Below are 24689 nucleotides of genomic sequence, written 5' to 3'. Positions count from 1 at the left end.
CTTTACAAAACCTTTACAATTCATTAGAAATCCCATATCTGAAAAGAGAAAAAACAATATTGTATAATTACCACTTTTCTGATAATATAATCTTCTGCACTTTTTACGCCTTATGTCTAGCTTTCTCCATTGCGGCTGAAATATGAATGAAAGGAGAAACATATGACGTCAAACATTCCACAGCATCCTGATTTTACACATGAGCTTAATCGTTTGGATTTTACGAAAAAGTACATTGATGTAGTCATTAAAACCTCATCCACAAGCAAAGACCAATTCAAAAGCAATATCCAAGAAGCCTTTGGTGACGCAGACTGGCTCGACTCCAGTGCTGCATACACAGACATCTTAACCAATGCCAGTTTCTTCGAGATGTCGAAGGAGGAACTGGAAAGCCTCGAACTGGCAAGGACAAAACCCTACTTTGCCCGCATCGATTTTAAAGGAAAGGATTCGGGTGAGGAAGAACGCCATTACATAGGCAAAACCTCGCTCTATCAAAGAGAGAATCAGGAACAGATCATTGTCGACTGGAGGTCCCCGATCGCCAATCTTTATTATGAAGGAAGGATAGGAGACGTTTCCTATGAAGCAGAAGGTGAAACCTATTCCGGTGAATTGACTCTTAAGAGGCAGTTCATGATTGAAGAAGGAAGCTTGGACGAGATCAGGGACATTGATTTGACGACAACAGATGAACTTCTGCAGGAATCCCTCGCAAAAAGTTCAAGCAACCGTCTCACAGAAATCATTTCAACGATCCAGGAAGAGCAGAACAGAATCATCCGTGCGGACCTTAATAAGCCAATCATCGTTCAGGGGGCTGCAGGAAGCGGCAAAACCACGATTGCCCTGCACAGGATTTCTTATTTTATCTACAACTATAAAGAATACTTCGATCCGCGCCAGCTGATGATTCTCGCTCCGAGCAGGCTATTCATTGATTATATTTCAGAAGCCCTCCCTGAATTAGGGGTGGAGAAGGTAAGGCAGACCACTTTTTCTGATTATGTCATGACCTGCATCGGCCGCCAGCTGAAATTAAAAGAAGATGATAAACTCATAAAGATGGTAGAAGAGATGGACCCCGAATCGCTAAAGGCGGCTAAGCTCTCAGGATTGAAGGGTTCGCCGGTATTTCAGAAGATCCTCCAAGGATTTTTAAACGAAATCTATGATAGATTCCATCCAAAGGAAGACTTTATCATCGATAAATACCGCCTTTATTCCAAAAAGAAATTTATTAAGCTGTTGACGGATGATTTCTTTTATCTTCCTTTATATAAAAGAGTAGAAAAGCTCAAAAGCATCTTGCAGGAACAGGTTCGTTTTAATAAAAAAATGATGGTCGATAAAGTAGAGAAATTTTTCGATGAGAAGATCGAAAAAGCCCTATATAATCTGAAGGATGCGGCAAAAAGAAAAGACTACGTTTCCCGAGCCCTCGATCGAAAGCAAGAGAGGCTGAAGGAAATCCAAACAGCTATCCGGCAAGGGGTTCCTTCTTATATGAAGCAGTTTGAGAAGAAGAAGCTCCTGGATTATTATGATGAGCTCTTTTCAGATCCGGAACGCCTCGCGCATTTATCAGGAGGGAAGCTTCCATTGTCAGAGGCCGAGGAATTGTGCCGCTACACAATGACTCATATTTCAAAAGGCAAATATGAGCTGGAAGATCTGGGGCTGCTACTTTATCTGCAAACCGAATTGTTTGGGATCGAAAAACACCACCGAGCCAAAAATGTGGTGATCGACGAAGCGCAGGACTACAGCTATATGCAGCTTGCATCGCTTAAAAAAGCGCTTGAAACAGATATGTTCACCCTTGTCGGTGATTTGGCCCAGGGGATCCATTCCTACCGGGGGATCCTTTCATGGGAGCAGATCCAGCAAGGCATTTTCCCAAGGGCAACCTATACAGAGCTTCAAAAGAGCTACCGGACCACTATTGAAATCATGAATGAAGCGAACAAACTGCTTTCACTGCTGCCCTATCAATTTCCGGAAGTCACTCCGGTTGTCAGGCATGGGGATAAACCGGCATTTTTCGAGCGGGGAGAAGGGGAGGAACTGATTGCCCAGCTCTCTGGCAAGATTGCTGAATCCAGAAAGGAAAAATTTCATACGTTTGCAATCATCTGCAAGACAATGAAAGATTGCCTGCAGCTTTACGACTGGTATGAGAAGTGGAGTCCTGACAGCGCAAAACTATTGAAAGAACAGGAATCGATTCCAAAGGACAAAGTGGTCATCGTCCCCGCTTACCTGGCAAAGGGACTGGAATTTGATGTCGTCATCGCCCTTTCCTTGAATGAAATCTATAAGAGGGAAAATGAACTTGACGTCAAACTGCTCTATGTCGTCATGACGCGCCCGCTCCACCGCTTATTTTTCTATGGCCGGACCGAAGAGGACTTCCTGCTTAGTTTATAGTTCCTTGAGCAAGTTAGTAGTGATTTTTAAAGAGAAAGAGTAAAATGGAAAAATACTTGCAAAAGGAGGCGCTTACTATGGTGAAAAATCTACAAGATACTATCACATTACACAATGGTTTGAAAATGCCATATGTTGGACTTGGAGTCTGGCAGATGAAAGATGAAAATGAAGCAGTCAATGCAGTGAAATCAGCGATTACAGCAGGATACCGCTCCATCGATACAGCCGCTGTCTATGAAAATGAAGAAGCAGTCGGCAGGGGAGTGAAGGAATCCGGTGTTTCCCGCGAAGAGCTTTTCATCACTTCTAAAGTTTGGAATTCCGATCAAGGATATGATTCTACTCTTAAGGCATTCGAAGCAAGTCTAAAGCGCCTTGATATGGATTATCTTGATCTCTATTTAATCCACTGGCCAGTTGAAGGCAAATATGTGGATACATGGAAAGCAATGGAGAAATTGTACAACGATGGCCTCGTCAAAGCCATCGGCGTCAGCAATTTCCACCAGCATCACTTAGAAGATCTATTTGCTGCAGGAACTGTAAAGCCAATGGTCAACCAAGTTGAGACACACCCACGCTTAAATCAAGACGCATTGAAAGCATTTTGCAAGGAGAATGACATTGCATTAGAAGCTTGGTCTCCGCTTGGACAAGGTAAACTATTGGATGAATCCGTCTTAAAAGAGATCGGCGAGAAGCATGGCAAGTCATCTGCACAAGTCATTCTTCGCTGGCATCTGCAAAACGGTACCATCATCATCCCTAAATCAGTTCATGAGAATCGCATAAAAGAAAATGCGGATCTATTTGATTTCGAACTTTCTGCAGAAGAAATGTCTAAAGTCGATGGATTGAATAAAGATGAACGTTTCGGTCCAGATCCCGATAACTTTGATTTTTAATCTGAATATACACGTGAAGAGGCTGTCCTATTTTAGGGACAGCCTCTTTTTAGTTTGCATATAGTCTAATCAATCACATTCTCAAATATCGGGGGATTATCCAGAAATGATGCTTCGCAGTGGATGAATTCACCTGATAGCGGATGAGAGAATTCAAGGAATCTCGCATGAAGGGCCTGCCGCTTGAATCGGCTGCTTCCTCCATATAGCTTGTCTCCAGCCAAAGGATATCCCATGTCGCTGAAATGGACGCGGATTTGATGTGTCCTGCCTGTATCAAGTGTACATTCGATGAAACTCAATCTCGCAGAAGGGATTTTCTTTAATACGCGGAAATGAGTGACTGCCTCCTGGCCGGAAGGGGACACCCGCCTTTTAACGGCATGATGGCGGTCGCGGCCGATCGGTTTATTGATGGTGCCTTTTTTAGGACCGATGAGCCCGTCTGCAAGCGCCCAGTAAGTTCGTTTGATTTTTCTCTCTGACAGCATTCGATCCAGGATGGCTCCACTCAACTGATTTTTCGCAAACAGTACTGCCCCTGTGGTGTCGCGGTCCAGACGGTGGATGTGCTTCACCTTTGAGAGCTCTCCGTTCATTTGCAGATGGTAGGCGACAGCATTGGCAAGCGTCCCTGTCTGTCCTTCCTCATTCGGATGCGTATCCATTCCGGTGGGTTTATTGGCCACAAGCAAGTGTTCATCTTCATAAAGAATTTCAATCGGATGGAAGTGCGGGATGACCCCATAGTCTTCTTCATAGAATAGAGGAAAGTGAAGAAAATCCCCCTCTTTCAATGGAGCATTCCAATTGGCTTTTTGATTGTTGATTTTCACTTCATCAGCCATTCGAATCGAGTGGATCCACTTTTTTGGAGCTCTCCAGATGGTGCGGAAAATATCGTCTGCCGATTTTCCTTCGTACTCTTTTGGGACCTGCATTTCAAAAAGAGTCCCTTTTTTTGAAATTATCATAATTATTCACCAGATCTTTCCTTATATAATCAAATAGTCCCTTGAATTCGACAAAAATAAACAGGCTATGGGTATAATTACCACAGTTTGGGCAAGTCGAATATGTTATTCTAATAGTAACTGTTACAGAGAGATTACAATAATGACAAAAGGTGGGTTTTTCGTGAAGGTACTATTTGCGTCTACACAGGAACAAGAGGAAAAAATATGTGAACTGTTAGATACCTTTTATTCACAAATATTCCCCCAATACTTCAGTGATGAAGAAATTGTAAAATTCCATGAGCTGAAAATCTTACATACGACCACTCGTCACTTTGAGTACTTTGGGACACTGAAAGAAGCATTCCAGGTCATCTCAAGCCTGCAGACCATTATTAGCATACTTGATGTTCATCAAAAAGAAAAATTAAACTCATTCTATGTAGACCTTTTCACCACCAACGTGAATATCCTGCAGGAATTCGGCTTGTTTTTCCCATTTACCTTAGAACAATTCTATCCGAATGTCGATATAGAAACATCTTTTAGCATCTATACAAAGGCAGCGAACGAAATGCTTGTATAATCAAATGGCCGGATCTGATTCCGGCCATTTTTTTCTTGCTCTTCATAGGCAATCATGTAAAATAAGTGTGTAAGCGTTTTTTTTATATTCAAAAGTGCAAGCGTTTGCACAAATGAAATCAAATAAATAAATTCTTCTATGAGGTGAACAGAATGTCCAAACAATGGTGGAAAGAAGCAGTTGTTTATCAAATATATCCGCGCAGCTTTATGGATTCAAATGGCGACGGGGTAGGGGATATCAAAGGAATCATCTCCAAGCTGGATTACTTAAAGCTGCTGGGGGTAGACGTTGTTTGGCTCTCTCCTGTATATGAATCCCCTAATGATGACAATGGATACGACATCAGCGATTACCGCAGGATCATGAGTGAATTCGGAACGATGGAAGATTGGGAGCTGCTAAGGGATGAAATGCACAAAAGAGGGATCAAGATTGTCATGGACCTCGTTGTGAATCATTCTTCCGATGAACATGCATGGTTCGTTGAGTCGCGCAAGTCAAAAGACAACCCTTACAGGGACTACTATATCTGGAGAGAAGGAAATGATGGTCGGGAACCGAATAACTGGGAATCTGTTTTCAGCGGTTCTGCCTGGCAATATGCGGAGGAAACCGGCGAATACTATCTGCACCTTTTTTCAAAAAAGCAGCCTGACCTGAATTGGGAAAATCCTGAATTGAGAAATGAAATCTACGATATGATGAATTTTTGGCTGGAAAATGGAATTGATGGATTCCGAATGGATGTCATCAATTTCATTTCCAAGGCGCCGGGTCTTCCGGATGCCCCAAATCCTGAAGGAAAGAAGTATGCCTCCGGACACGAGTATTTTATGAATGGGCCTAGAATACATGAATTCCTCCAGGAAATGAATGAGTTGGTGCTGGATGGCAAGGATGTCATGACGGTCGGTGAAATGCCGGGTGTTTCACCAGATGAAGCACAGTTGTACACAGGTGAGGACCGAAAAGAACTAAACATGGTCTTCCAATTCGAACATATGGATGTCGATTCCGGTGAACTTGGGAAATGGGATCTGATTCCATTCGATTTGAAAAAATTGAAGAAAATCCTGACGAAATGGCAGACAGGGCTAAATGGACAAGGCTGGAACAGTCTTTATTGGAATAACCATGACCAGCCGCGCGTTGTGTCCCGTTTTGGAAATGATGGGGAGCACCGCGTCATTTCCGCCAAGCTTCTCGGAACATTGCTGCACATGATGCAAGGAACCCCGTATATCTATCAAGGGGAGGAACTTGGAATGACCAACGTCCGATTCGCCTCGATTGATGAATATAAAGATATTGAAACATTGAATATGTTTAAAGAGAAGATAGCTGAAGGCGTCGACGAAAGAGAGATCATGAAGTCTATCTATGCAAAAGGCAGGGATAATGCAAGAACGCCGATGCAATGGGATTCATCAGAGCATGCAGGTTTTACGGAAGGAACCCCATGGATCGCTGTCAACCCGAATTATCAAGAAATCAATGCTGAAAAGGCAATGGAAGATCCAAACTCTGTCTTCCATTATTACAGAAAGTTGATTTCTACCCGCAAAGAACATGACATCATTCCATACGGATCCTTTGAACTTCTTTATGAAGATGATGACTCTATCTATTCCTATGTTCGAAGATATAACGGAGAAGCACTACTTGTGATCGGAAATGTGTCTAATGAAGGAAGAACATTTATCAAGCCGGACCACATTCAAGTGAACGAGGATCAGAAACAACTCTTGATCAGCAATTATGAAGTAGATGAAAGAGAAAACGTAGAACAAATCGAACTTAAGCCATGGGAAGCAAGGGTTTATAAATATTCTATATAAAAAAATAAGACTGGCTTCAAAAGTTTTTCCAGACGGAAGGTTTTGAAGTCAGTCTTTTTCTATTTCCCGGCCCATTACACCATAGAAGAAAAAATGAAGCATTTCCATTGAAATCTCTTTTGTTTTTTCTTCCGTGGAAAATAGCTGTGGATGCTGCTGGACAGCTGCGGTCATACTATTAAGCAGGAATAAAAGGGTTTCCGTGGAAATGGTCTTAGTGATGATCCCTTGCTCCCTTCCTTCATCCAATAGCCTCATTAATTGGGGGAACATTTTTTCCTCGGAATAGTACTGAATCAACTCTGCTGTCGGTCCGCTTTCCATAAATAAGGATTCCACTAATGCAGGGCTGAAGCTTTTTGCTGTGTCGATCTTCATTTCGAAGAGTTGTTGGATTTTATCTGTAAAAGGCCTCTTGCTCTCAACAACCTCTAGAAACAGGGATAATTGCTCCTCTAAATATTCTTTGAGGGACTCGATTAATAATTCGTCTTTACTGCCAAAATAATTATAAATCGTCACCTGTGAAACATTCGCTTTTTTAGCAATATCCTGGATGCTGACTTTTTGGACCCCAAACTTTGAAAACAGGGAAAATGCCGTTTGTTTTATCTGCTGCATCTTTTGAAGTCTTCGCTTCTCAAAACCGTTCACTGAATCACCTCTACCGTCCATCTTATAGAAAATTTTGTACTATTTCAATTTTATTATTTCAAAACTAATCTCTCTTTCGTTTAGAATAAAATAGTACGGGGTAAATTTACTAGGTAAAGGAGTTGTCGGATATGTCAGATAAACTGGATTTATCTCAATTTGAAAAGAAAATGATTATTAGAAACCTTGAATATAAAGATATTGATCAAATCATAGAACTGCAGTCTCTATGCTTTCCAGGCATGGATCCATGGAAGAAATCGCAGCTAAGGAGCCATCTGGAAATTTTTCCGGAAGGGCAGATCGTTGCTGAATATGATGGGGATATCATTGCATCATGTTCAAGCCTCATCATTAACTTCGACGAGTATGACGACCGCCATTCATGGGATGACGTGACGGATAACGGGTATATTACGAACCATAACCCGGATGGATACAATCTTTATGGAATCGAAGTCATGGTGCATCCGGATTTCCGGAGGATGAAGGTCGGACACAGGCTTTACGAAGCAAGAAAAGACCTTGCGAGACAGATGAACCTGAAGAGTATCATCATCGGAGGCAGGATCCCGAACTACTTTAAGCATGCAGATGAAATGTCGCCGAGAGAATATGTGGATGCCGTATCGCGCCATAAAATTTATGACCCTGTCCTGTCATTCCAATTGTTGAATGGCTTCACATTGATGCGGATCAACCCGAACTACTTGCCTGACGACAAGAGGTCTCATAAATATGCCACATTGATGGAATGGAACAACGTGGAGTATCTGCCAAACAGCAAGAGGCACTTCAAGACGAGCTATCCGGTCCGGATTTGTGTCGTTCAATACATGATGAGGCAGATTGAATCTTTTGAGGACTTTGCGAATCAGGTGGAGTACTTTACGGATGTCGCTTCTGATGCGAGCTCAGATTTCGTTGTATTCCCTGAAATCTTCACGACACAGCTGATGTCCTTCATGGAAGAAAAGTCGCCGAGTCTAGCCGTAAGAAGGGTGACCGAATATACGGAAGAGTACATTGAACTTTTCACCGATTTAGCGGTGCGCTACAACGTCAACATCATCGGAGGCTCTCACCTGGTCAAGGAAGATGATGAAGAAATCTACAATATTGCCTATTTATTCAGACGCGACGGTACGATCGAGAAGCAATATAAGATCCATATCACCCCGAATGAACGCAAATGGTGGGGCATCAGTCCAGGAGATCAAGTGAAGGTGTTTGATACGGACTGTGGAAAAATTGCCATTCAGATCTGCTATGATATCGAATTCCCTGAATTGGCCCGGATTGCCACCAATATGGGGGCGAAAATCATCTTCACGCCATTCTGTACAGAAGACCGACAAGGCTATCTCCGTGTCAGATACTGCGCCCAAGCCCGTGCTGTAGAAAACCAGATTTACACGGTCATTTCCGGTACAGTCGGAAATCTGCCGCAGACGGAGAATATGGATATCCAGTACGCTCAGTCAGGGATCTTTGCCCCGTCTGATTTCGAATTTGCCCGCGACGGCATCGTGGGAGAGACGAATCCAAACATCGAAATGGTGCTGATCGGCGACGTCGATCTCGAAATCCTAAGAAGACAGCGCCAATCCGGAACAGTAAGACAGCTAAAAGACAGAAGGCACGACGTCTACGAACTCAAATACAAAAAATAATAATGAAAAAGCTGGCCACGATTTGGTCAGCTTTTTTCTATATACAATTTTCATATGCAATATGTATGAATTAAATATTTTATTTATATAGTTGTCTTGGGTATAGTGAAGTTATCGGAAAATTTAAACAAGTAGAAAGGGGCGTACATATGACATTAATTTCGGCACGATTGAACGGGATGGAGCAAATGGTTGAAGGCACTGCGGATTTAGATCACGGGAAAGTTTCCATCGATGGGATTGAATATAAAGTTGAAGAACTCGCATTTACTTCTCCTGTCAGGGGAACGATTTATGGAACACTCTTAAACTATCAAGGGGCACTAAAAGAACTGGGGGAACAGGTTAATCACCCACCCTATAAGGAAGCTCCTAAAGCACCCATCCTTTATATCAAGCCATATAACACAATCAGCAGCCATAAGCGGCCTATTTTTTTGCCTGATGGGATAGAAGAACTTGAAATGGGAGCGGCGCTAGGCATCGTATTCGGAAAAGAAGCGGTCAACGTTTCGGAAGCGGAAGCATTGGAATATGTCGAAGGCTATACTGTTGTCAACGACGTCAGCATCCCGCACGAAAGCGTCTATCGGCCGCCGGTCAAATATAAATGCAGGGACGGATATTGCCCAGCAGGCCCATGGACGGTAGACAAAGACGGAATCAATCCTGACTCCCTCAGCATCCAAGTCTACATAGATGGGAAGCTCGTACAGCAGAACCATACAAGCAATCTCATTCGCTCCATTCCAAGATTAATAGCAGATGTAACGGAGTTCATGACCCTGTATCCTGGCGATATGCTTTTGGCAGGTATTCCCGAGGGGGCTCCCAAAGCAAAAAATGGGGACTCCGTAAGAATTAATATTGAATCAATCGGTTCCCTCGAAAATACCATCATGCGTGAATATAAGGGAGGGGACGATCGATGAAATGGGCAAGGATCGCATTTGAAGGGAAAGTCCATGCTGCAGAGGCATTGAACGGAAAATTGAAGCTTGCAGATGGAAGATTGATAGACGGGGAAGAGGCCGTTTGGCTTCCGCCCATTCAGCCGCGCACCGTATTTGCTCTAGGGCTTAATTACTCCGACCACGCGAGCGAACTGTCTTTTCAGGCGCCGGAAGAGCCCCTTGTTTTTTTAAAAGGCCCGAATACCTTCATCGGCCATAAAGGAGCAGTGCCGCGTCCTCATGATGTGACATATATGCATTACGAATGTGAACTTGCTGCAGTGATTGGCAGACAGGCAAGGAACATCAAGAAAGAAGAGGCATCACACTATATTCAAGGCTACACCATCGCGAACGACTATGCATTCCGCGACTACCTGGAAAACTACTACCGTCCTAATCTAAGGGTGAAAAACCGTGATGCAAGTACACCGATCGGCCCTTGGCTAGTGGATGCTGCGGATATTCCGGACCCTATGAATCTACAGATGAAAACCTATGTAAATGGCAAATTGACTCAGGAAGGTTCTACGAAGGATATGATTTTTTCCATTCCTTATTTAATCGAATATCTGAGCAGCTTCATGACGCTGAACCCCGGTGATGTCATATTGACAGGGACGCCAAAAGGGACCGTAAACACAGCTGTCGGAGATGAAGTGGTATGTGAAATCGAAGGGATCGGACAACTGAAAAATACCATCATTGCAAAGGAAAGAAAGGAGAACTCCAATGCCGCACTTTATCCTGGAATACACGGATAACCTGAAAGAGGAGGGGAATATCCCTGAACTACTGGCCAAAGTCAATGCGTGTCTGATGGAAAGAGGCGATCTGTTCCCGATTGGAGGAATCCGGTCGCGTGCCATTGAACTGAAGGATTATCGGATCGCTGATGGAAAAGAAGATGATGCCTTTGTCCACGGAATGCTGAAGATCGGGATGGGGCGCACAAAAGAAGAAAAACAATCCGTCGGGTACGAATTGTTTCGCATCATGAAGGAGCATTTTGCCGCTTTATATGAAAAAAGATATTTGGCACTGTCATTTGAAATTGCTGAATTTACGAACGGGACATATAAACAGAACAATATCCATAGACGATTTAAATGAATCAGATCTCCAATTCTTTAGATGAACTCTGAAATGTCTCGATGAAACGCCGGGCATTCTTTGAAAGGTAGCGGTCTTTCAGCCAGATGAGGGCCGATTCGGAATGAATGACAGCATCCTTGATCTCCAAAACCTTTAATCCATGGGGCGGGAATGAACGCAAAGTCGATTTCGGCAGAAGCGTCATCCCGACCCCTTCTTTGACTAAAGCGAGCAGCATCGCAGCATCAGGGCATTCACAGATGACATGCGGAGAGTGTCCTTTTTCTTTGAAGGAATCCAATACCAGTTCATAAAGCCCCAATCCGCCTTCTCCAGCCCGGTGAAGAAGCATCATCGGCATTTCCGCAAGTTCTTCCATCAAAATCTCCTCATTATGTTTCTTATGATCTTCAGGCAGGACGGCCACAAAGTGGTCTGCAGGAAGCGGGATTGAATTGTAGTCGTCCATCCCAAGCGGGAGGCGAACCACCGCAAACTCGATTTCCTTTTCTTTTAAATAGCGCTCCAGCCGATATGTATCACCTTCAATCAATTTGAATGTGAGCTCGGGATAGCGCTCCTGAAAGAACTTGATCCGTTCCGGAATGTGATGGAAGCAAGTCTTAACCGAACCAATCGATAATACGCCCCTTAATCCTTCTCCCGTTTCCTTGATTTCCTGAACCGTTTCATCGACATCCTGCAAGATTTTTTTTGCTTTTTCATGAAGCAGATGGCCGGCATCTGTCAACTCCAGTTTACGTCCGTTTTTTTGAAACAGCTTCACCCCGAGCTCCTCTTCCAGCAATTTCAGCTGCTGGCTTAATGGGGGCTGGGCCATGAATAACTTTTTGGCAGCCTTGGTAATCTGTCCTTCTTCAGCAAAAGTAGAAAAGTAGCGGAGCTGTTTAAGATTCATACTGATCCTCACTTTCCGTGAAGTATATTTTTAAAATATGAATTTGCAATGTTTTGTATATTTTTCATATATGATACCACATGATACATTGGTATTGATAAATATTTCAGATAATTTAATTAATTCAGAATGAAAAAGATAAGCAAAGGAGTGCTGAAGAGAATGAAGTATGAAGCGGCCAAAAGGAAGCTAAGAGGATCGATTGCTCCGGTTGTTACGCCATTTAATGAAAGCGGTTCCATTGACTTTGATGCATTGGAAAACTTGATCAATTGGCATATTGAGAGCGGGACGCATGCGATTTCCGTTACCGGGACAACAGGAGAGCCGAGCTCATTGACGACAGAGGAACGGGTCAAAGTCATGGAACATTCGGCAAAAGTCATTAACCAGAGAGTACCTTTTGTTCCCGGCACCGGATCGACAAACCATGAAGAAACCCTTTATTTAACGAAAAAAGCGGAAGAAATAGGGGCAGATGCGGCTCTGGTCATCGTTCCTTATTACAATAAGCCGTCACAGCATGCCTTGTATAAACATTTCAAGGCAGTCGCTGATTCTGTCTCCATTCCAATCATCATCTACAATATTCCCGGCAGGACAGCAACCAATCTGGAAGTGAAGACGCTGGCAAAACTGAATGCAGATTGCGAGAACATCATAGGGGTCAAAGAGTCGAATAAAGATTTTGAACATATCAACCGTGTCTTATTGAACTGCGGAAGGGACTTCCTTTTGTATTCCGGAATTGAGCTCTTATGCTATCCAATGCTCGCAATCGGAGGGGCAGGGCATATCAGTGCGACAGCGAATATCACTCCGGGAAAAGTGGCTGAGATCTACGATGCATGGGCAGAAGGTGACGTCAAACGGGCGCAGGATCTGCATTACGAACTCATGCCATTGAACGATGTCCTTTTTAAAGATACAAATCCAGCTCCATTGAAAGCAGCTTTGGGCATGATGGGCAAAATCAAGCCAGTGTTAAGGCTGCCGATGGATTTGCCTTCACAGGAACTTCAAAATGAAATCCGCGAAGTCCTGAGCAGCTATGTTGAATTAGCCCCTGAAGTACCTGCGAAGTAATAAAGAAAATGATTAAAGAATGGCGGTGATCGAATTGCAAAACAAAATAGAGGATCAAGGCAGCAAAAATGCCTATCAAAATGTGAAGGATATCAAGCTTTATATTAACGGTGCATTCGTGGATTCCAAGGGCGGTTCGACGTTTGAAAACTTGAACCCATTTACGAACCATGCCATCAATCAGGTTTCCGAAGGCAGGGAAGAAGATATCAAGCTTGCGGTTGATGCTGCAAGGAAAGCTTTTAAGCAGGGGCCATGGGGCAAGATGAAGCTTGAAAAAAGGATGGAGTATATCAATCGGATTGCGGAAGTAATCGATGAGGAAATAGAAGAAATTGCCTATTTGGAAGCATTGGATACCGGACTGCCCATCAGCCAGACAAAGAAAATGACAGCACGTGCAGCGGAAAATTTCCGCTTCTATGCAAGGATGGTCCAGTCAAGGCTCCACGGTGAAGCCTATGCAGTCGATGATGAATTCATCAATTATACCATCCATAAACCGCTTGGGGTCGTCGGGCTCATCACTCCTTGGAATGCACCATTCATGCTGGAAACGTGGAAAGTGGCCCCGGCACTTGCGACAGGGAATACAGTAGTGCTTAAGCCAGCCGAGCTTTCCCCGTTGACTGCCAATAAATTGGCTGAGGTCATTGATAAAGCCGGTCTTCCGGAAGGGGTATTCAACGTAGTCCATGGATTTGGCGAAACAGCGGGGGCAGCACTTGTCTCTCACCCGGATGTTGAAGCCATTTCCTTTACAGGAGAGACAGTCACAGGTTCTGTCATCATAAAAAACGCGGCAGATTCATTGAAAAAGACATCAATGGAGCTTGGCGGGAAGTCGCCTCTCATTGTCTTTGATGATGCCGATTTCGACAGGGCCCTCGATGCTGCGGTATGGGGAATCTTTTCATTCAACGGAGAGCGCTGTACAGCCAATTCCCGTTTATTCCTCCAAAAAGGGATTAAAGAAAAATTTGTTGATGCATTGAAGGAAAGAGTTTCAAATATTACCATCGGCAACCCGATGGATTCTGGTACACAGCTTGGGCCGCTTATCAGTAAAGAACATGCGGAAAAAGTAAAAGGCTATATCGATATTGCGAGGGAAGAAGGCTGTGAAGTCATTCAAGGCAAAGTCCCGGAAGAATACAGCAAGGGCAATTTCGTCCCGCCGACACTTTTGCTGGAAGCGGGTAATGAGATGAAAAGTTCCCAAGAGGAAATTTTTGGACCTGTTATGTCGGTGATCGAATTTGAAACAGAAGAAGAAGCGATTGAGGCGGCCAACGATGTGAAATACGGCCTAGCGGGTTATGTGTGGACAAATGACATCAAAAGAGGGCACAGGGTTGCACAGTCAGTGGATGCAGGAATGCTCTGGATCAATGCACAGAATGTACGGGATTTAAGAATTCCATTCGGCGGTTCAAAGGCAAGCGGGATCGGACGGGAAGGCGGCCACTACGCCATGTTTGAATTTTATACAGAGGCCAAAGTGATCCATGTAGCCATCGGCGACCATCACATCCCGCAGTTCGGGAAGAAAAAATAATCATTTAAAGGGGGAGCGGAAATGCCGGCAAAAACAGGTGCTGAATATAAGGAGCGGCTGAAGAAAGCAAAGAACAATATTTATATTGGCGGGGAGCGCGTCGAGGATGTCACCGCCCATCCAGCTTTTAAAAATGTCATTCAATCGATGGCAGACCTTTATGATCTCCAATATGAGAAAGAAGACAAGATGCTTTATACCTCTCCGACTACTGGCCAGAAGGTAGGCATGACATTCCTGCAGCCGAAGTCGATTGAGGATTTGATCAAACGCAGGGAAGCCATAACAGAATGGGCGTTGACATCCGGAGGAATGATGGGAAGATCTCCCGATTATTTGAATGCAGAAGTCATGGCAATGGGTGTATCCAACGATCTTTTCGCAGAAGCAGATCCTAGTTTTGCGGAAAATGCCAAGAATTATTATGAATTTGCGCGCGAAAACGATATCAGTTTGACGCATACGTTGATCCATCCACAGGTCAATCGTGCAAAGGCGATCCATGAACAGAAGGATGCCAATGTCGCCCTTCATTTAGTCGAAAAGAATAAAGACGGGATCATCGTCGACGGAATCCGCCTTCTTGCAACGCAGGGCGGGATTACAGACGAAATCCTTGTCTTCCCTTCCACCGTTAAGAAATCGGGTGAAAAAGATGATCCGTATTCACTGGCGTTTGCCATCCCGAATAATACACCGGGGCTGAAGTTCTTGAGCAGGGAGTCTTTCGACTATGGCAAAAACCAGTGGGATCACCCGCTATCTTCTCGATTTGAAGAAGGGGATGCGATTGTTTCATTCGATCATGTCTTTGTTCCGTGGAATCGGGTATTTGTATGCGAGGATTCCTCCATCTGCAACAGGACATTCAGGGAAACGAACGCCGTTGTCCATATGGCCCATCAAGTGGTGGCAAAAAATGTGGTCAAGACTGAATTTTTGCTAGGGGTCGTCCTTAGCATCATGGACGCAATCGGAATCGACCAATTCCAGCATGTCCAGGATAAAGGCACGGAAATCATGCTCACGCTTGAAATCATGAAATCGCATCTTTATCGGGCAGAGCATAACGCTTCACTGGATAAATGGGGCACAATGACCCCGGACTATGCTGCACTTGATGCTGCACGCAACTGGTATCCAAGGGTATACCCGAGGCTGGTTGAGATTGTGAGGATTCTGGGTGCTTCAGGGTTGATGGGGATTCCAAGCGAGGCAGACTTCCACCATGAAGAAATCGGACCGCTATTAAATCGGGCAGTACAAGGTAAAAATCTTGACGGCTATGAGCGAGTGCAGCTTTTCAGGCTTGCCTGGGATTTGACGCTGAGCGCATTCGGCGGCAGGCAGATGCATTATGAATATTATTTCTTCGGCGACCCAATCAAAATGGGAATGACCTATTTTGATAACTACGATAAGGATCCATATAAAGAACGAATCAAGAGCTTTTTGAAAAACAGCGGCAGCAAACCGCATTTTGTAGGAATGTAAGGGGGGAAGAAGGATGAGTTTTGATATTATCAGGGCTGCCAGGGCCATCTTGCATGTAACGGATTTAAACCAATCACGCGATTTTTATGTCAATGCACTGGGGTTCATTGAAACAGAAGCAGATGATGCCCACATTTATTTAAGAGGCCTGGAAGAGCATACCCATCATAGCCTTGTTTTAAAGAAAGCGGATGAGGCAGCTGTGGAGGCCATCAGCTATAAGGTTCGGAATGAAGAGGATCTGGAAGAACTGGCCGCACTATTTACAAGGGATGGCTCTAAAGTGAAGTGGCTGGAAGCAGGATCGCAAACAGCGGTTGGCCGTGCCTTCAGAGTGCAGGATGTTTCCGGTATGCCTGTTGAATTTTTTGTAAAAATGGATGGCGCTGAAAGGTTCCTGCAGCGATATGACATGTATCGCGGTGCACGCGTACAGAGGATCGACCACTTTAACTGCATGGTGTCGGATGTGGAAAAAGCCTATGAATTCTATACGAAGAAACTTGGGTTTGCCTGTTCTGAATACACAGCCGGTGCAGAAGAAAAAATTTGGGCGGCATGGCTTCACAGGAAGCCGACAGTCCATGATGTGGCTTTTATGAATGGAAAGGGACCGAGGTTGCATCACATCGGATTTTGGCTGAGCGATTGTATGAGCATCATCCATACGTGTGATGTCCTTGCTTCGATCGGCTATGGTGCCCATATCGAACGGGGTCCGGGGAGACATGGTCTTTCCAACGCATTCTTCCTTTACTTAAGGGATCCGGACGGCCACAGGATCGAGTTATATACGGGAGACTATTTGACAAGCGATCCTGATTTCAAGCCGATCCGGTGGGATATCAATGATTCAAGGCGGCAGACGTTTTGGGGCCATGCAGCTCCAGACTGCTGGTTTGAAGAAGCCTCAACAGTGCTTGATGTTCATGATGGACAAAAGCAGGAATTAAAAGAAGCGGTCCTTGCCCAGCAAAAACCTACATTTATAACATGATACTTTGAAGACCGTCTAAATAGAGGCGGTCTTTTTCAATGCAAGGCTGTATTTTTCGTCGCTTCCCCGTATAATGGAAACGAAAGATTTGTCATAATTTATCATATTATTTATAAAGGGAATTCCTTAATTTTATGGAAAGTATAATGATTAAAAGTAAAAAGGGAGCGGATTTTGTGAATTGGGAACAAACCTGCCAAAAATGGCTGAATTTTAAAGAGCTTGATGAAGAACTGCGTACACAGCTGGAATCCATCCAAGGGGATGCAAAACAGCTGGAGGATGCCTTTTATAAAAATTTGGAGTTTGGAACGGGCGGAATGAGGGGAGTCATCGGACCAGGATCGAATCGAATGAACCGCTACACCGTCAGAAAAGCAGCGGAAGGTCTTGCGAAATACATACTTGATAAAGGGGGAGATGCTAAAGAGCGTGGAACTGTCATTGCATATGATTCACGCCATAAATCCCCAGAATTCGCCATGGAAGCAGCACGCACCCTTGCAAGCAGAGGGATTATGGCTTATGTATTTAAGGAATTGAGGCCGACCCCGCAGCTTTCCTTTGCTTTGAGGGAGCTGAATGCCATTGCCGGTATCGTAATCACTGCAAGTCACAACCCTCCTGAATATAACGGATTCAAGGTATACGGGGAAGATGGGGCTCAATTGAACTTGAAAGAAGCGGATGAGGTCATCAAGAAAGTCAATATGGTGGAAAATGAGCTCTCATTAGAAGTGAAGGATGAGAAGGAACTAATCGACTGTGGACTCATTAAATTCTTAGGAGAAGAAATGGATCAGGCTTATGTAGAAAAACTCATAACCATTTCGGAGAATCCAGATTTAGCGAATGACAGCGGCCTTCGTATTGTGTATTCACCGCTTCATGGAACAGGCAATAAACCTCTGCGCCAAGCACTAAATGCCCTTGGATATGAAAACCTGCACGTCGTAGAAGAACAGGAGCAGCCTGATCCTCAATTCTCTACTGTAAAGGCGCCAAACCCTGAAGAAAAAGAGGCATTTGAACTGGCTATACGGGATGGACAAAAATACGATGCAGACATTTTGATTGCTACGGACCCGGACGCTGACAGACTTGGCGTGGCTGTGAAAAAGCCAAATGGTGAGTATGTCCTTCTAACCGGCAATCAGACTGGGGCATTGTTGATTGATTATATTTTAAGCCAAAAAGAAGCCAAAGGTACGATCCCATCCAATGGCATCATCTTCAAGACCATTGTGACTTCCACTCTCGGTGAGAAAATTGCCGGATCCTATGGTGTCAAGGTAGAGGATGTACTGACAGGATTTAAATTTATTGGCGAAAAAATTGAGCAATACCATAATGACGGATCCTATCGCTTCCTGTTTGGCTATGAGGAAAGCTACGGTTATTTAATCGGCGACTTTGCAAGGGATAAAGATGCCATTCAAGCAGCCATTTTAGCCGTTGAAGCAAGCGCTTATTATAAAAAGAAGGGCAAAACGCTTTATGATGTCCTGCAGTCCTTATATGAAAAACATGGTTATCATGCAGAAGGCCTTCAATCACTGACATTGAAAGGCAAAGAAGGGGCCGAACAGATCAATGCCCTCCTCAGCGAATTCAGAAGGAAGCCAATGACGGCTCTGAATGGGGTGCAAGTCACAGTATGCGAAGATTATAAAGAACAGATCAAATATGATTTTGAGAATGACGCTGAATCAAAACTCGTCCTTCCAGCTTCCAATGTCATTAAATATTTCTTGGAAGACGGATCCTGGATCTGCCTTCGACCATCCGGAACGGAGCCTAAAGTGAAATTTTACTTTGGAGTGACAGGGGAAGACGATGGGGAAGCCAGTAAAAAGCTTAATGAGTATCAAGAGTGCTTTATGGATTTAGTCCACCACACACTAGATGCAGTTAAACAAACTGTAAAATAAGTCAGGTTAAAGGGAGAAGCTAATGCAGCTTTTCCCTTTTCAATTCTCTTATGGCCATGTTGTTGGAATTCTTGTATAAAGAAGCTATAATAGTTGAGCATTCAAAGACTAGAATATTGCATACTGAAAGGATGAATGGAATGCTTGAAAATCAGACCGCGATTGTAACAGGTGCATCAAGGGGAATTGGAAAAGAAATTGCTGTCCAGCTTGCACAAAAAGGCGTGAAACTAGTGCTTGTCGGGAGTTCAGATGATATTTTTGGAACAGAAAAGGAACTGAAGGAATCCGGGTTTAACGACACATTGGCAGTAAAAGCTGATATAAGCCAGGAATCGGATGTCGCGCGTGTTGTAGAAGAAGCAAAGAAACAGTACGGCAGAGTGGATATCCTGGTGAATAATGCTGGAGTCGGCTTCTTCAAAAGCGTCGAAGAAACGACTGCAGAGGAATGGAAGAAAGTATTTGAGGTAAACGTCCAAGGCGTTTTCTTATGCTCAAAGGCAGTCCTTCCAGCAATGAAGGAACAAAAATTCGGGACGATCATCACGATTTCATCCGATGTAGCCCGCTATACAATTCCAAATGGATCCGCGTATACTGCAACGAAATATGCAGTCCAAGGCTTCATGGGATCCTTGTCACAGGAAGTTAGGGAATATGGCATCCGTGTCGGCACAGTGAACCCGGGGATGGTTGATACATATTTTGCTGAATCCAAGCAGGGCTTGCCGGAAAAAGAAGACTGGCTAAAAGTGAACGACATCGCGCAAGCAGTCGTCTACATGGCATCTGCTCCTAAACATATGATGATCGATGAAATGGTCATCCACCCATTTGCACAAAACTACCCAATAGCATAACAGCAAGTAGAACGGGGCGTGACAGTGACGCCCCGTTTTTTGTCGAACTTTGTCTAAGACTTTAGTCTGAGGTGAAGTTCATTCTTTTTGTGAATGGTTTTTAAAGGTCCCGTGCGTATAATGGTAATATGAGGATTTTTGCGAAGGGGATTGGAACATGGCCATAGATGAGATCAAGCATAGTTCAGATCTTCACATTTTGAAGAATATTGCAGAACTGCTGAATGAAGAGACCGATTTGTCCCAGATGATGAAAGGGGTCATAAAGAAGCTCCTCCAAATCACGGGATTTACAACCGGATGGATTTTTTTCATAGATGAAGAAGACAAGTCACATACCTTGGCTGCAGCAGAGAACCTGCCGGCAGCTTTGACATACTGCCAATGCCAGCCGATGAAGAAAGGGAGCTGCTGGTGTGTCGATAAATTGCAGAATGGACGGCTGAAAAAAGCGTCCAACATCATGGAGTGCAAGCGCATTGAAGAAGCGACCATCAATGAATTGGGAGAAACCAATGGAATTACCCACCACGCGACAGTTCCACTGCAGTCAGGCAAAGAGGTCTTTGGACTGCTCAACGTTGCTTCCCCTAACAAAAAGGAGTTCTCCTCCAGGGAATTGGCACTGTTAGAGTCGGTTGCCTTTCAAATTGGTTCTGCCATCAAGAGGGTGAAACTGACAAAAAAAGAGCAGGAAATGGCCCTTGTACAAGAAAGGAACCGATTGGCGAGGGATCTGCATGATTCAGTTAATCAGCTTCTGTTTTCACTTACGTTGACGGCTCGAGGCGGGGAAGCCATGACCAATGACAAGGACATCAAAGAAACGTTTTCAATGATTGGGGAGCTTTCGCAATCCGCTCTGACAGAAATGAGGGCATTGATCTGGCAGCTGCGTCCAAAAGGCCTTGAAATTGGACTGCTTGAAGCGATCAAAGGCTATGGAGAAATGCTTGGCTTGCAAGTTTCCACACAACTGAATGGAGTCCTCTGTCTGCCATCCAAATTGGAAGAGGCTCTTTGGAGAATCGGCCAGGAGGCTTTGAATAACTGTAAAAAACATTCCGGACAAGATTGTGTCCACATGGCATTAGATGCTTCAGAAAAAGAAATCAACCTGGAAATTTCAGATGATGGCTGCGGGTTTGATTTCGATGAAGAAAAGGGACTATTTTCCCTCGGGCTTCAAAGTATGAAAGAACGGACAGAAAACCTGAATGGTACTTTTAAAATAATCAGCAGGCTGGGAGAAGGTACGAAAATCAAAGTGGTTTTGCCATATTAGGGGGAAGGGTAATGGAGATCCGATTGTTGATTGCAGATGATCATCACATCGTGAGAAGAGGATTGGTTTTCTTTTTGCGTACACAAAAGGATATTGTCATCGTTGGAGAAGCAAAAAACGGGGAAGAAGCAGTAGAGTTAACAAAACAGCTCAATCCTGATATCATATTAATGGACTTAGTCATGCCAGTCCTGAATGGAATAGAAGCAACGAAGCAAATCAAACGGTTTAATGATCAAGTCAAGATCCTCATGCTTACTAGCTTTTCGGATCATGATCATGTTATTCCTGCGATTGAGGCAGGGGCCTCAGGCTATCAATTGAAAGACATCGAACCTGAGGAATTAGTGAATGCAATCCGTAAGCTTCATGGAGGGGAAAACACCCTTCATCCTAAAGCGACAAACCATCTGCTGACAAGGATATCGCGAAAAGACCAGCCTGAGCATAGGCTTGAGCAGTTGACGAATAGAGAAAAAGAGGTTTTATGCCAAATTGCAAAAGGGAAAAGCAATAAGGATATCGCTTCTGCATTGTTCATTACAGAAAAGACAGTCAAAACCCATGTATCGAATGTTTTAGCAAAATTAGACGTTGCCGACCGTACACAGGCTGCATTATTTGCAGTGAAATTGGGACTGGACGAAAAATCTTGAAACACCTTAGAAACGGAGAGGAAGATTGCAATGAATATTGTCATTATCAATGGAAGCCCAAGAAAAAAAGGAAGGACAGGTATTGCATCCAGATTCATGGCCAGGAAATACGGCTTTAATCTTATTGACTTGAGCGCAGGGGAAATTCCGTTATACACAGGAGAAGAAGAACAATTTGAACTGGAAAGCGTCAAAAATCTTCGCAAATTGGTAAAAGAAGCAGACGGCGTCATTTTGACTTCCCCTGAATATCACAGTGCCATGAGCGGCGCGTTGAAAAATGCATTGGACTTCTTGAGCGGTGAATACTTTGCCCATAAACCGACAGCATTATTGTCCTGTGCAGGCGGCGGAAAGGGCGGAATCAATTGCCTAAACAACATGAGAACTGTTGCTCGTGGTGTTTATGCAAATGCCATTCCGAAGCAGCTTGTACTTGACCCGCACTGTTTCGATTATGAAAATGACGGCCTTCTTGAAGAACCGGCAAAATTAGTCGATGATATGGTGAACGAATTAAAAATGTACGTAAAAATAGCCGAAAGCATCAATAAGTAATCAGGAAAACAAAGAGAAACACCCGCAAAATTTATTTTTTGCGGGTGTTTTTTTCGGCCAGCCCAGCCATTTTACGTTGTCGCCATGCTGATTTCTTCGGCATCCTGCTGGACCCCTAGAGAGTTGGCATGATCCACATAACGTAAAAGATTATATAATTTTCTTTCCACCACCGTATAATCATTTGAAAAATTATAGGCATGGAGGAATTGTTCAATTCGTTTGGATAAAACATCATCCTGCGTGCGAACCATTAGGATCAGCAAATTATCCCACTGGGACCGATGCGTATAATACAGGGCACGGTCATAGTCCATTCTGTTCATCTTTGTACCTCCTTATAAGGAGTTGACTTTAGTATGTGTGCATGCAGAGCTATTTCTCCCTGAAAAACTTGGAGGTGCTGCTGCAGCACGTTTTCCTTCATTTGCATGGATAGCCCGCTATTTTTCTGTATAAAATTTTCTTACAGGAAGAACCTACAGGTAGAAGACTTGTTAGGAGGTTCATCATGCGCAGATTTCTTTCCATTGTCATCTTATTAAGCGTCCTTCCATTGGCTTCATGGAATCATGCCGGCGCTCAACAAACAGATTATGCAAAGTATGGGAGGATGGCAACAGCCATCGTAATAGAGGATTATCCTTCTGAAGAATTAAAGGATTATGAATATAAAGGAAGGACACCGGCGGGGGATGATCAAGTAGCCGATTATTTTAAATTTACTGTAAGCGAAAACGGGAAGACCAGCTATATTCTTGTCAGGGTCACCCACAGCTTGAAAAATGAAAAGCTTGTGGGGCTTACAGTATCAGAAACAGTCAAGTAGCATAAAGCTCCAGTCTGAATCCATCAGACAGGGGCTTTTTTCAATAGCGGCGTTGTGGTACGATGATTGAAAATAAATCGTTCGGAAGGTGCATCGCCCATGTAAAATTCTCTGCATTCCTAATAAAAATTGGATGATTAGGGGAGAAGTTATTTGAAATCGAAAGCATTCCGTTATCTTTGGATGGGGCAGGCATTTGCAAACCTGGGGGACATCCTTTATGTGACGGCTCTGATTGCGGCTATTTATACAAGGACAGGTTCCCCGCTTTATATGGCATTTGTCCCGTTCATTGTAACGCTGGCTAAATTCATCAGCAGTGTCATTGCACCTATTCTCATGGAGCGCTGCCAGCTGAAGGCGCTTCTTTTTTATTCGCAGGGGGCTAAAACATTCCTGCTGCTGGTAATGTTCATTTTGCTTGTAATGAATCCACAGCAGACAGTCTTTCTGTTCATTCTGGCGTTTTTCATTTCCTTTTTGGATGGATGGGCTCTCCCGGCGCAAAATGCGATGGTCCCATTGCTGGTCAAAAGGGAAGAACTGCTTGGAACAAATGGATTCCTTTCCACTGTCGATCATACAATCGGGATTGGCGGTTGGAGCATCGGCGGTCTTCTAACTGCTCTTATAGCACCGAGCGGAACATTGGCAGCCGTATTTTGCCTGTATGTGCTGAGTACTTTATTCATGTTCAGAATCAATATAGAACCTGGCTATCATAAAGAAAATGTGGAAGCTAGAGCGAAAAATTATATAAAATCCATGTCAGACGGCTGGTCCACCATATGGAGAGATCCGGCGCTCAGGACGATACATACCCTTTATTGGATAGAATCAGCAGCGAGTGTTGTCTGGATCGCAGCCATCATGTATGTATTCGTCAAAGAACAGCTGAAGACGGGAGAACAATGGTGGGGCTTGATCAACGGTGCATTTTTTGCCGGTTTGATATTAGCCAGTTTCCTTGTGATGAAGCAGCACAAGAGAATAGCTGAGAATCGTGGACCGATTCTACTTATCGGAAGCATTTTCATCGCAGTATTGACGTTCTTATTCGGAATAAATGAATTGCCGATCCTGGCATTGATTTATTCAGTCCTTTATGGATTGTTTGATCAGGCAAAAGCCGTCATACTTCAAACGGCCGTCCAAAGTATGACATCTCCGGAGAAGCTTCCGAAAGTATATGCAGCCCAGAATGCACTGGTGACCATTACTTTTGGTACAGCGTCCTTGCTGGTCGGATGGTTTGTCCAGCACTTTGGCGTGGAAAATGCCTTTCTTGCCTCATCACTGCTTTTGGCTGCTGCCATAGTTCCTTCGGCTGTCCTGGCAAAAAAAATCAAAAACCAAACTTAAAGGCTGCAGGTTCTGCAGTCTTTTTTGTTCATCTTATCAAATCTCGGTTCAT

Annotated in this window: 23 protein-coding genes; 19 read left to right on the top strand and 4 right to left on the bottom strand. The window is 44.0% G+C overall.

All coding sequences use genetic code 11. The features are described 5' to 3' along the window. Positions 1–162: 162 nt before the first annotated feature. Complete coding sequence (gene helD, locus DFR59_RS03035; protein ID WP_114744147.1) at positions 163–2433, top strand: RNA polymerase recycling motor HelD; 2271 nt, start codon at positions 163–165, stop codon at positions 2431–2433. 80 nt (positions 2434–2513) lie between these two features. Further along, positions 2514–3341, top strand: a complete 828-nt coding sequence (locus DFR59_RS03030) for an aldo/keto reductase (RefSeq protein ID WP_114744248.1) — start codon at positions 2514–2516, stop codon at positions 3339–3341. Positions 3342–3406: 65 nt separating this feature from the next. On the opposite strand, the gene DFR59_RS03025 is transcribed toward DFR59_RS03030, so the two are convergent. Beyond that, positions 3407–4315 (bottom strand): RluA family pseudouridine synthase, encoded by a 909-nt coding sequence (locus DFR59_RS03025; RefSeq protein ID WP_114744146.1) that lies wholly within the window; start codon positions 4313–4315, stop codon positions 3407–3409. Positions 4316–4478: 163 nt separating this feature from the next. Between DFR59_RS03025 and DFR59_RS03020 the strand changes: the two genes are divergently transcribed. Both DFR59_RS03020 and DFR59_RS03015 read left to right on the top strand, forming a co-directional pair. Continuing rightward, on the top strand, positions 4479–4883 hold the full coding sequence (locus DFR59_RS03020) for a DUF5365 family protein (RefSeq protein WP_114744145.1): 405 nt from the start codon (positions 4479–4481) through the stop codon (positions 4881–4883). Positions 4884–5035: 152 nt separating this feature from the next. Then, the gene (locus DFR59_RS03015; protein WP_114744144.1) at positions 5036–6724 is read left to right on the top strand and encodes a glycoside hydrolase family 13 protein; all 1689 of its coding nucleotides are present in this window, start codon (positions 5036–5038) and stop codon (positions 6722–6724) included. 48 nt (positions 6725–6772) lie between these two features. On the opposite strand, the gene DFR59_RS03010 is transcribed toward DFR59_RS03015, so the two are convergent. Beyond that, positions 6773–7378 carry a TetR/AcrR family transcriptional regulator gene (locus tag DFR59_RS03010; RefSeq protein WP_158538297.1) on the bottom strand — a complete coding sequence of 202 codons (606 nt, stop codon included), beginning with the start codon at positions 7376–7378 and terminating at the stop codon, positions 6773–6775. Between the two features lie 131 nt (positions 7379–7509). Between DFR59_RS03010 and DFR59_RS03005 the strand changes: the two genes are divergently transcribed. The 4 genes from DFR59_RS03005 to DFR59_RS02990 all read left to right on the top strand — a co-directional run bounded on the left by DFR59_RS03005 (position 7510) and on the right by DFR59_RS02990 (position 11117). After that, positions 7510–9051, top strand: coding sequence for a bifunctional GNAT family N-acetyltransferase/carbon-nitrogen hydrolase family protein (locus DFR59_RS03005; RefSeq protein ID WP_114744142.1), 1542 nt, complete (start codon positions 7510–7512; stop codon positions 9049–9051). A 149-nt stretch (positions 9052–9200) separates the two neighbouring features. Then, positions 9201–9983 (top strand): fumarylacetoacetate hydrolase family protein, encoded by a 783-nt coding sequence (locus DFR59_RS03000; protein ID WP_114744141.1) that lies wholly within the window; start codon positions 9201–9203, stop codon positions 9981–9983. Further along, positions 9980–10768 (top strand): fumarylacetoacetate hydrolase family protein, encoded by a 789-nt coding sequence (locus tag DFR59_RS02995; RefSeq protein WP_114744140.1) that lies wholly within the window; start codon positions 9980–9982, stop codon positions 10766–10768. Before DFR59_RS03000 ends, DFR59_RS02995 begins: the two co-directional genes overlap by 4 nt. Then, positions 10737–11117 (top strand): 5-carboxymethyl-2-hydroxymuconate Delta-isomerase, encoded by a 381-nt coding sequence (locus DFR59_RS02990; protein WP_114744139.1) that lies wholly within the window; start codon positions 10737–10739, stop codon positions 11115–11117. The genes DFR59_RS02995 and DFR59_RS02990 overlap by 32 nt, the downstream gene beginning before the upstream one ends. A 1-nt stretch (position 11118) precedes the next feature. Here the strand turns inward: DFR59_RS02990 and DFR59_RS02985 are convergent, their stop codons facing one another. Then, entirely contained in the window at positions 11119–12018 is a 900-nt protein-coding gene (locus tag DFR59_RS02985; protein WP_114744138.1) for a LysR family transcriptional regulator, read from the bottom strand. A gap of 162 nt (positions 12019–12180) precedes the next feature. Between DFR59_RS02985 and hpaI the strand changes: the two genes are divergently transcribed. The 9 genes from hpaI (at position 12181) to DFR59_RS02940 (ending at position 22446) form a co-directional block, all read left to right on the top strand. After that, on the top strand, positions 12181–13104 hold the full coding sequence (gene hpaI / locus DFR59_RS02980) for a 2,4-dihydroxyhept-2-ene-1,7-dioic acid aldolase (RefSeq protein ID WP_114744137.1): 924 nt from the start codon (positions 12181–12183) through the stop codon (positions 13102–13104). Positions 13105–13138: 34 nt separating this feature from the next. Further along, on the top strand, positions 13139–14662 hold the full coding sequence (gene hpaE / locus DFR59_RS02975; RefSeq protein WP_245948355.1) for a 5-carboxymethyl-2-hydroxymuconate semialdehyde dehydrogenase: 1524 nt from the start codon (positions 13139–13141) through the stop codon (positions 14660–14662). A 21-nt stretch (positions 14663–14683) separates the two neighbouring features. Continuing rightward, a complete protein-coding gene (gene hpaB / locus DFR59_RS02970) occupies positions 14684–16156 on the top strand; it encodes a 4-hydroxyphenylacetate 3-monooxygenase, oxygenase component (protein ID WP_114744135.1) in 1473 nt (490 codons plus the stop codon). A gap of 13 nt (positions 16157–16169) precedes the next feature. After that, complete coding sequence (gene hpaD / locus DFR59_RS02965) at positions 16170–17153, top strand: 3,4-dihydroxyphenylacetate 2,3-dioxygenase (RefSeq protein WP_114744134.1); 984 nt, start codon at positions 16170–16172, stop codon at positions 17151–17153. Positions 17154–17329: 176 nt separating this feature from the next. After that, positions 17330–19084: a phospho-sugar mutase gene (locus DFR59_RS02960; RefSeq protein ID WP_170137258.1), complete on the top strand. Its 1755-nt coding sequence runs from the start codon at positions 17330–17332 to the stop codon at positions 19082–19084. A 140-nt stretch (positions 19085–19224) separates the two neighbouring features. Next, entirely contained in the window at positions 19225–19947 is a 723-nt protein-coding gene (locus tag DFR59_RS02955) for an SDR family oxidoreductase (protein ID WP_114744247.1), read from the top strand. Positions 19948–20104: 157 nt separating this feature from the next. Continuing rightward, positions 20105–21232 carry a GAF domain-containing sensor histidine kinase gene (locus tag DFR59_RS02950; RefSeq protein ID WP_114744132.1) on the top strand — a complete coding sequence of 376 codons (1128 nt, stop codon included), beginning with the start codon at positions 20105–20107 and terminating at the stop codon, positions 21230–21232. An 11-nt stretch (positions 21233–21243) separates the two neighbouring features. Next, the gene (locus DFR59_RS02945; RefSeq protein WP_114744131.1) at positions 21244–21888 is read left to right on the top strand and encodes a response regulator; all 645 of its coding nucleotides are present in this window, start codon (positions 21244–21246) and stop codon (positions 21886–21888) included. A 30-nt stretch (positions 21889–21918) separates the two neighbouring features. After that, positions 21919–22446 (top strand): NADPH-dependent FMN reductase, encoded by a 528-nt coding sequence (locus tag DFR59_RS02940; RefSeq protein WP_114744130.1) that lies wholly within the window; start codon positions 21919–21921, stop codon positions 22444–22446. 71 nt (positions 22447–22517) lie between these two features. On the opposite strand, the gene DFR59_RS02935 is transcribed toward DFR59_RS02940, so the two are convergent. Beyond that, positions 22518–22772: a YhdB family protein gene (locus DFR59_RS02935; RefSeq protein WP_114744129.1), complete on the bottom strand. Its 255-nt coding sequence runs from the start codon at positions 22770–22772 to the stop codon at positions 22518–22520. A gap of 185 nt (positions 22773–22957) precedes the next feature. On the opposite strand from DFR59_RS02935, the gene DFR59_RS02930 reads away from it, so the two are divergent. After that, a complete protein-coding gene (locus DFR59_RS02930; protein WP_114744128.1) occupies positions 22958–23275 on the top strand; it encodes a DUF3889 domain-containing protein in 318 nt (105 codons plus the stop codon). 153 nt (positions 23276–23428) lie between these two features. Then, a complete protein-coding gene (locus DFR59_RS02925; protein ID WP_114744127.1) occupies positions 23429–24637 on the top strand; it encodes an MFS transporter in 1209 nt (402 codons plus the stop codon). The last annotated feature ends 52 nt before the right edge of the window (positions 24638–24689 follow it).

Origin of the sequence: Falsibacillus pallidus (assembly GCF_003350505.1) — a bacterium.
GTDB lineage: Bacteria > Bacillota > Bacilli > Bacillales > DSM-25281 > Falsibacillus > Falsibacillus pallidus.
The sequence above is the reverse complement of the archived record's forward strand: the minus strand, read 5'-3'. Positions and strand labels throughout refer to the sequence as shown.

Bases quoted from the DNA above. Each gene is read 5' to 3' on its own strand.
- helD (WP_114744147.1), top strand. From the start codon at position 163: ATGACGTCAAACATTCCACAGCATCCTGATTTTACACATGAGCTTAAT.
- DFR59_RS03025 (WP_114744146.1), bottom strand. From the start codon at position 4,315: ATGATAATTTCAAAAAAAGGGACTCTTTTTGAAATGCAGGTCCCAAAA.
- DFR59_RS03015 (WP_114744144.1), top strand. From the start codon at position 5,036: ATGTCCAAACAATGGTGGAAAGAAGCAGTTGTTTATCAAATATATCCG.
- DFR59_RS03005 (WP_114744142.1), top strand. From the start codon at position 7,510: ATGTCAGATAAACTGGATTTATCTCAATTTGAAAAGAAAATGATTATT.
- DFR59_RS03000 (WP_114744141.1), top strand. From the start codon at position 9,201: ATGACATTAATTTCGGCACGATTGAACGGGATGGAGCAAATGGTTGAA.
- DFR59_RS02995 (WP_114744140.1), top strand. From the start codon at position 9,980: ATGAAATGGGCAAGGATCGCATTTGAAGGGAAAGTCCATGCTGCAGAG.
- DFR59_RS02990 (WP_114744139.1), top strand. From the start codon at position 10,737: ATGCCGCACTTTATCCTGGAATACACGGATAACCTGAAAGAGGAGGGG.
- DFR59_RS02985 (WP_114744138.1), bottom strand. From the start codon at position 12,018: ATGAATCTTAAACAGCTCCGCTACTTTTCTACTTTTGCTGAAGAAGGA.
- hpaI (WP_114744137.1), top strand. From the start codon at position 12,181: ATGAAGTATGAAGCGGCCAAAAGGAAGCTAAGAGGATCGATTGCTCCG.
- hpaB (WP_114744135.1), top strand. From the start codon at position 14,684: ATGCCGGCAAAAACAGGTGCTGAATATAAGGAGCGGCTGAAGAAAGCA.
- hpaD (WP_114744134.1), top strand. From the start codon at position 16,170: ATGAGTTTTGATATTATCAGGGCTGCCAGGGCCATCTTGCATGTAACG.
- DFR59_RS02955 (WP_114744247.1), top strand. From the start codon at position 19,225: ATGCTTGAAAATCAGACCGCGATTGTAACAGGTGCATCAAGGGGAATT.
- DFR59_RS02950 (WP_114744132.1), top strand. From the start codon at position 20,105: ATGGCCATAGATGAGATCAAGCATAGTTCAGATCTTCACATTTTGAAG.
- DFR59_RS02945 (WP_114744131.1), top strand. From the start codon at position 21,244: ATGGAGATCCGATTGTTGATTGCAGATGATCATCACATCGTGAGAAGA.
- DFR59_RS02940 (WP_114744130.1), top strand. From the start codon at position 21,919: ATGAATATTGTCATTATCAATGGAAGCCCAAGAAAAAAAGGAAGGACA.
- DFR59_RS02935 (WP_114744129.1), bottom strand. From the start codon at position 22,772: ATGAACAGAATGGACTATGACCGTGCCCTGTATTATACGCATCGGTCC.
- DFR59_RS02930 (WP_114744128.1), top strand. From the start codon at position 22,958: ATGCGCAGATTTCTTTCCATTGTCATCTTATTAAGCGTCCTTCCATTG.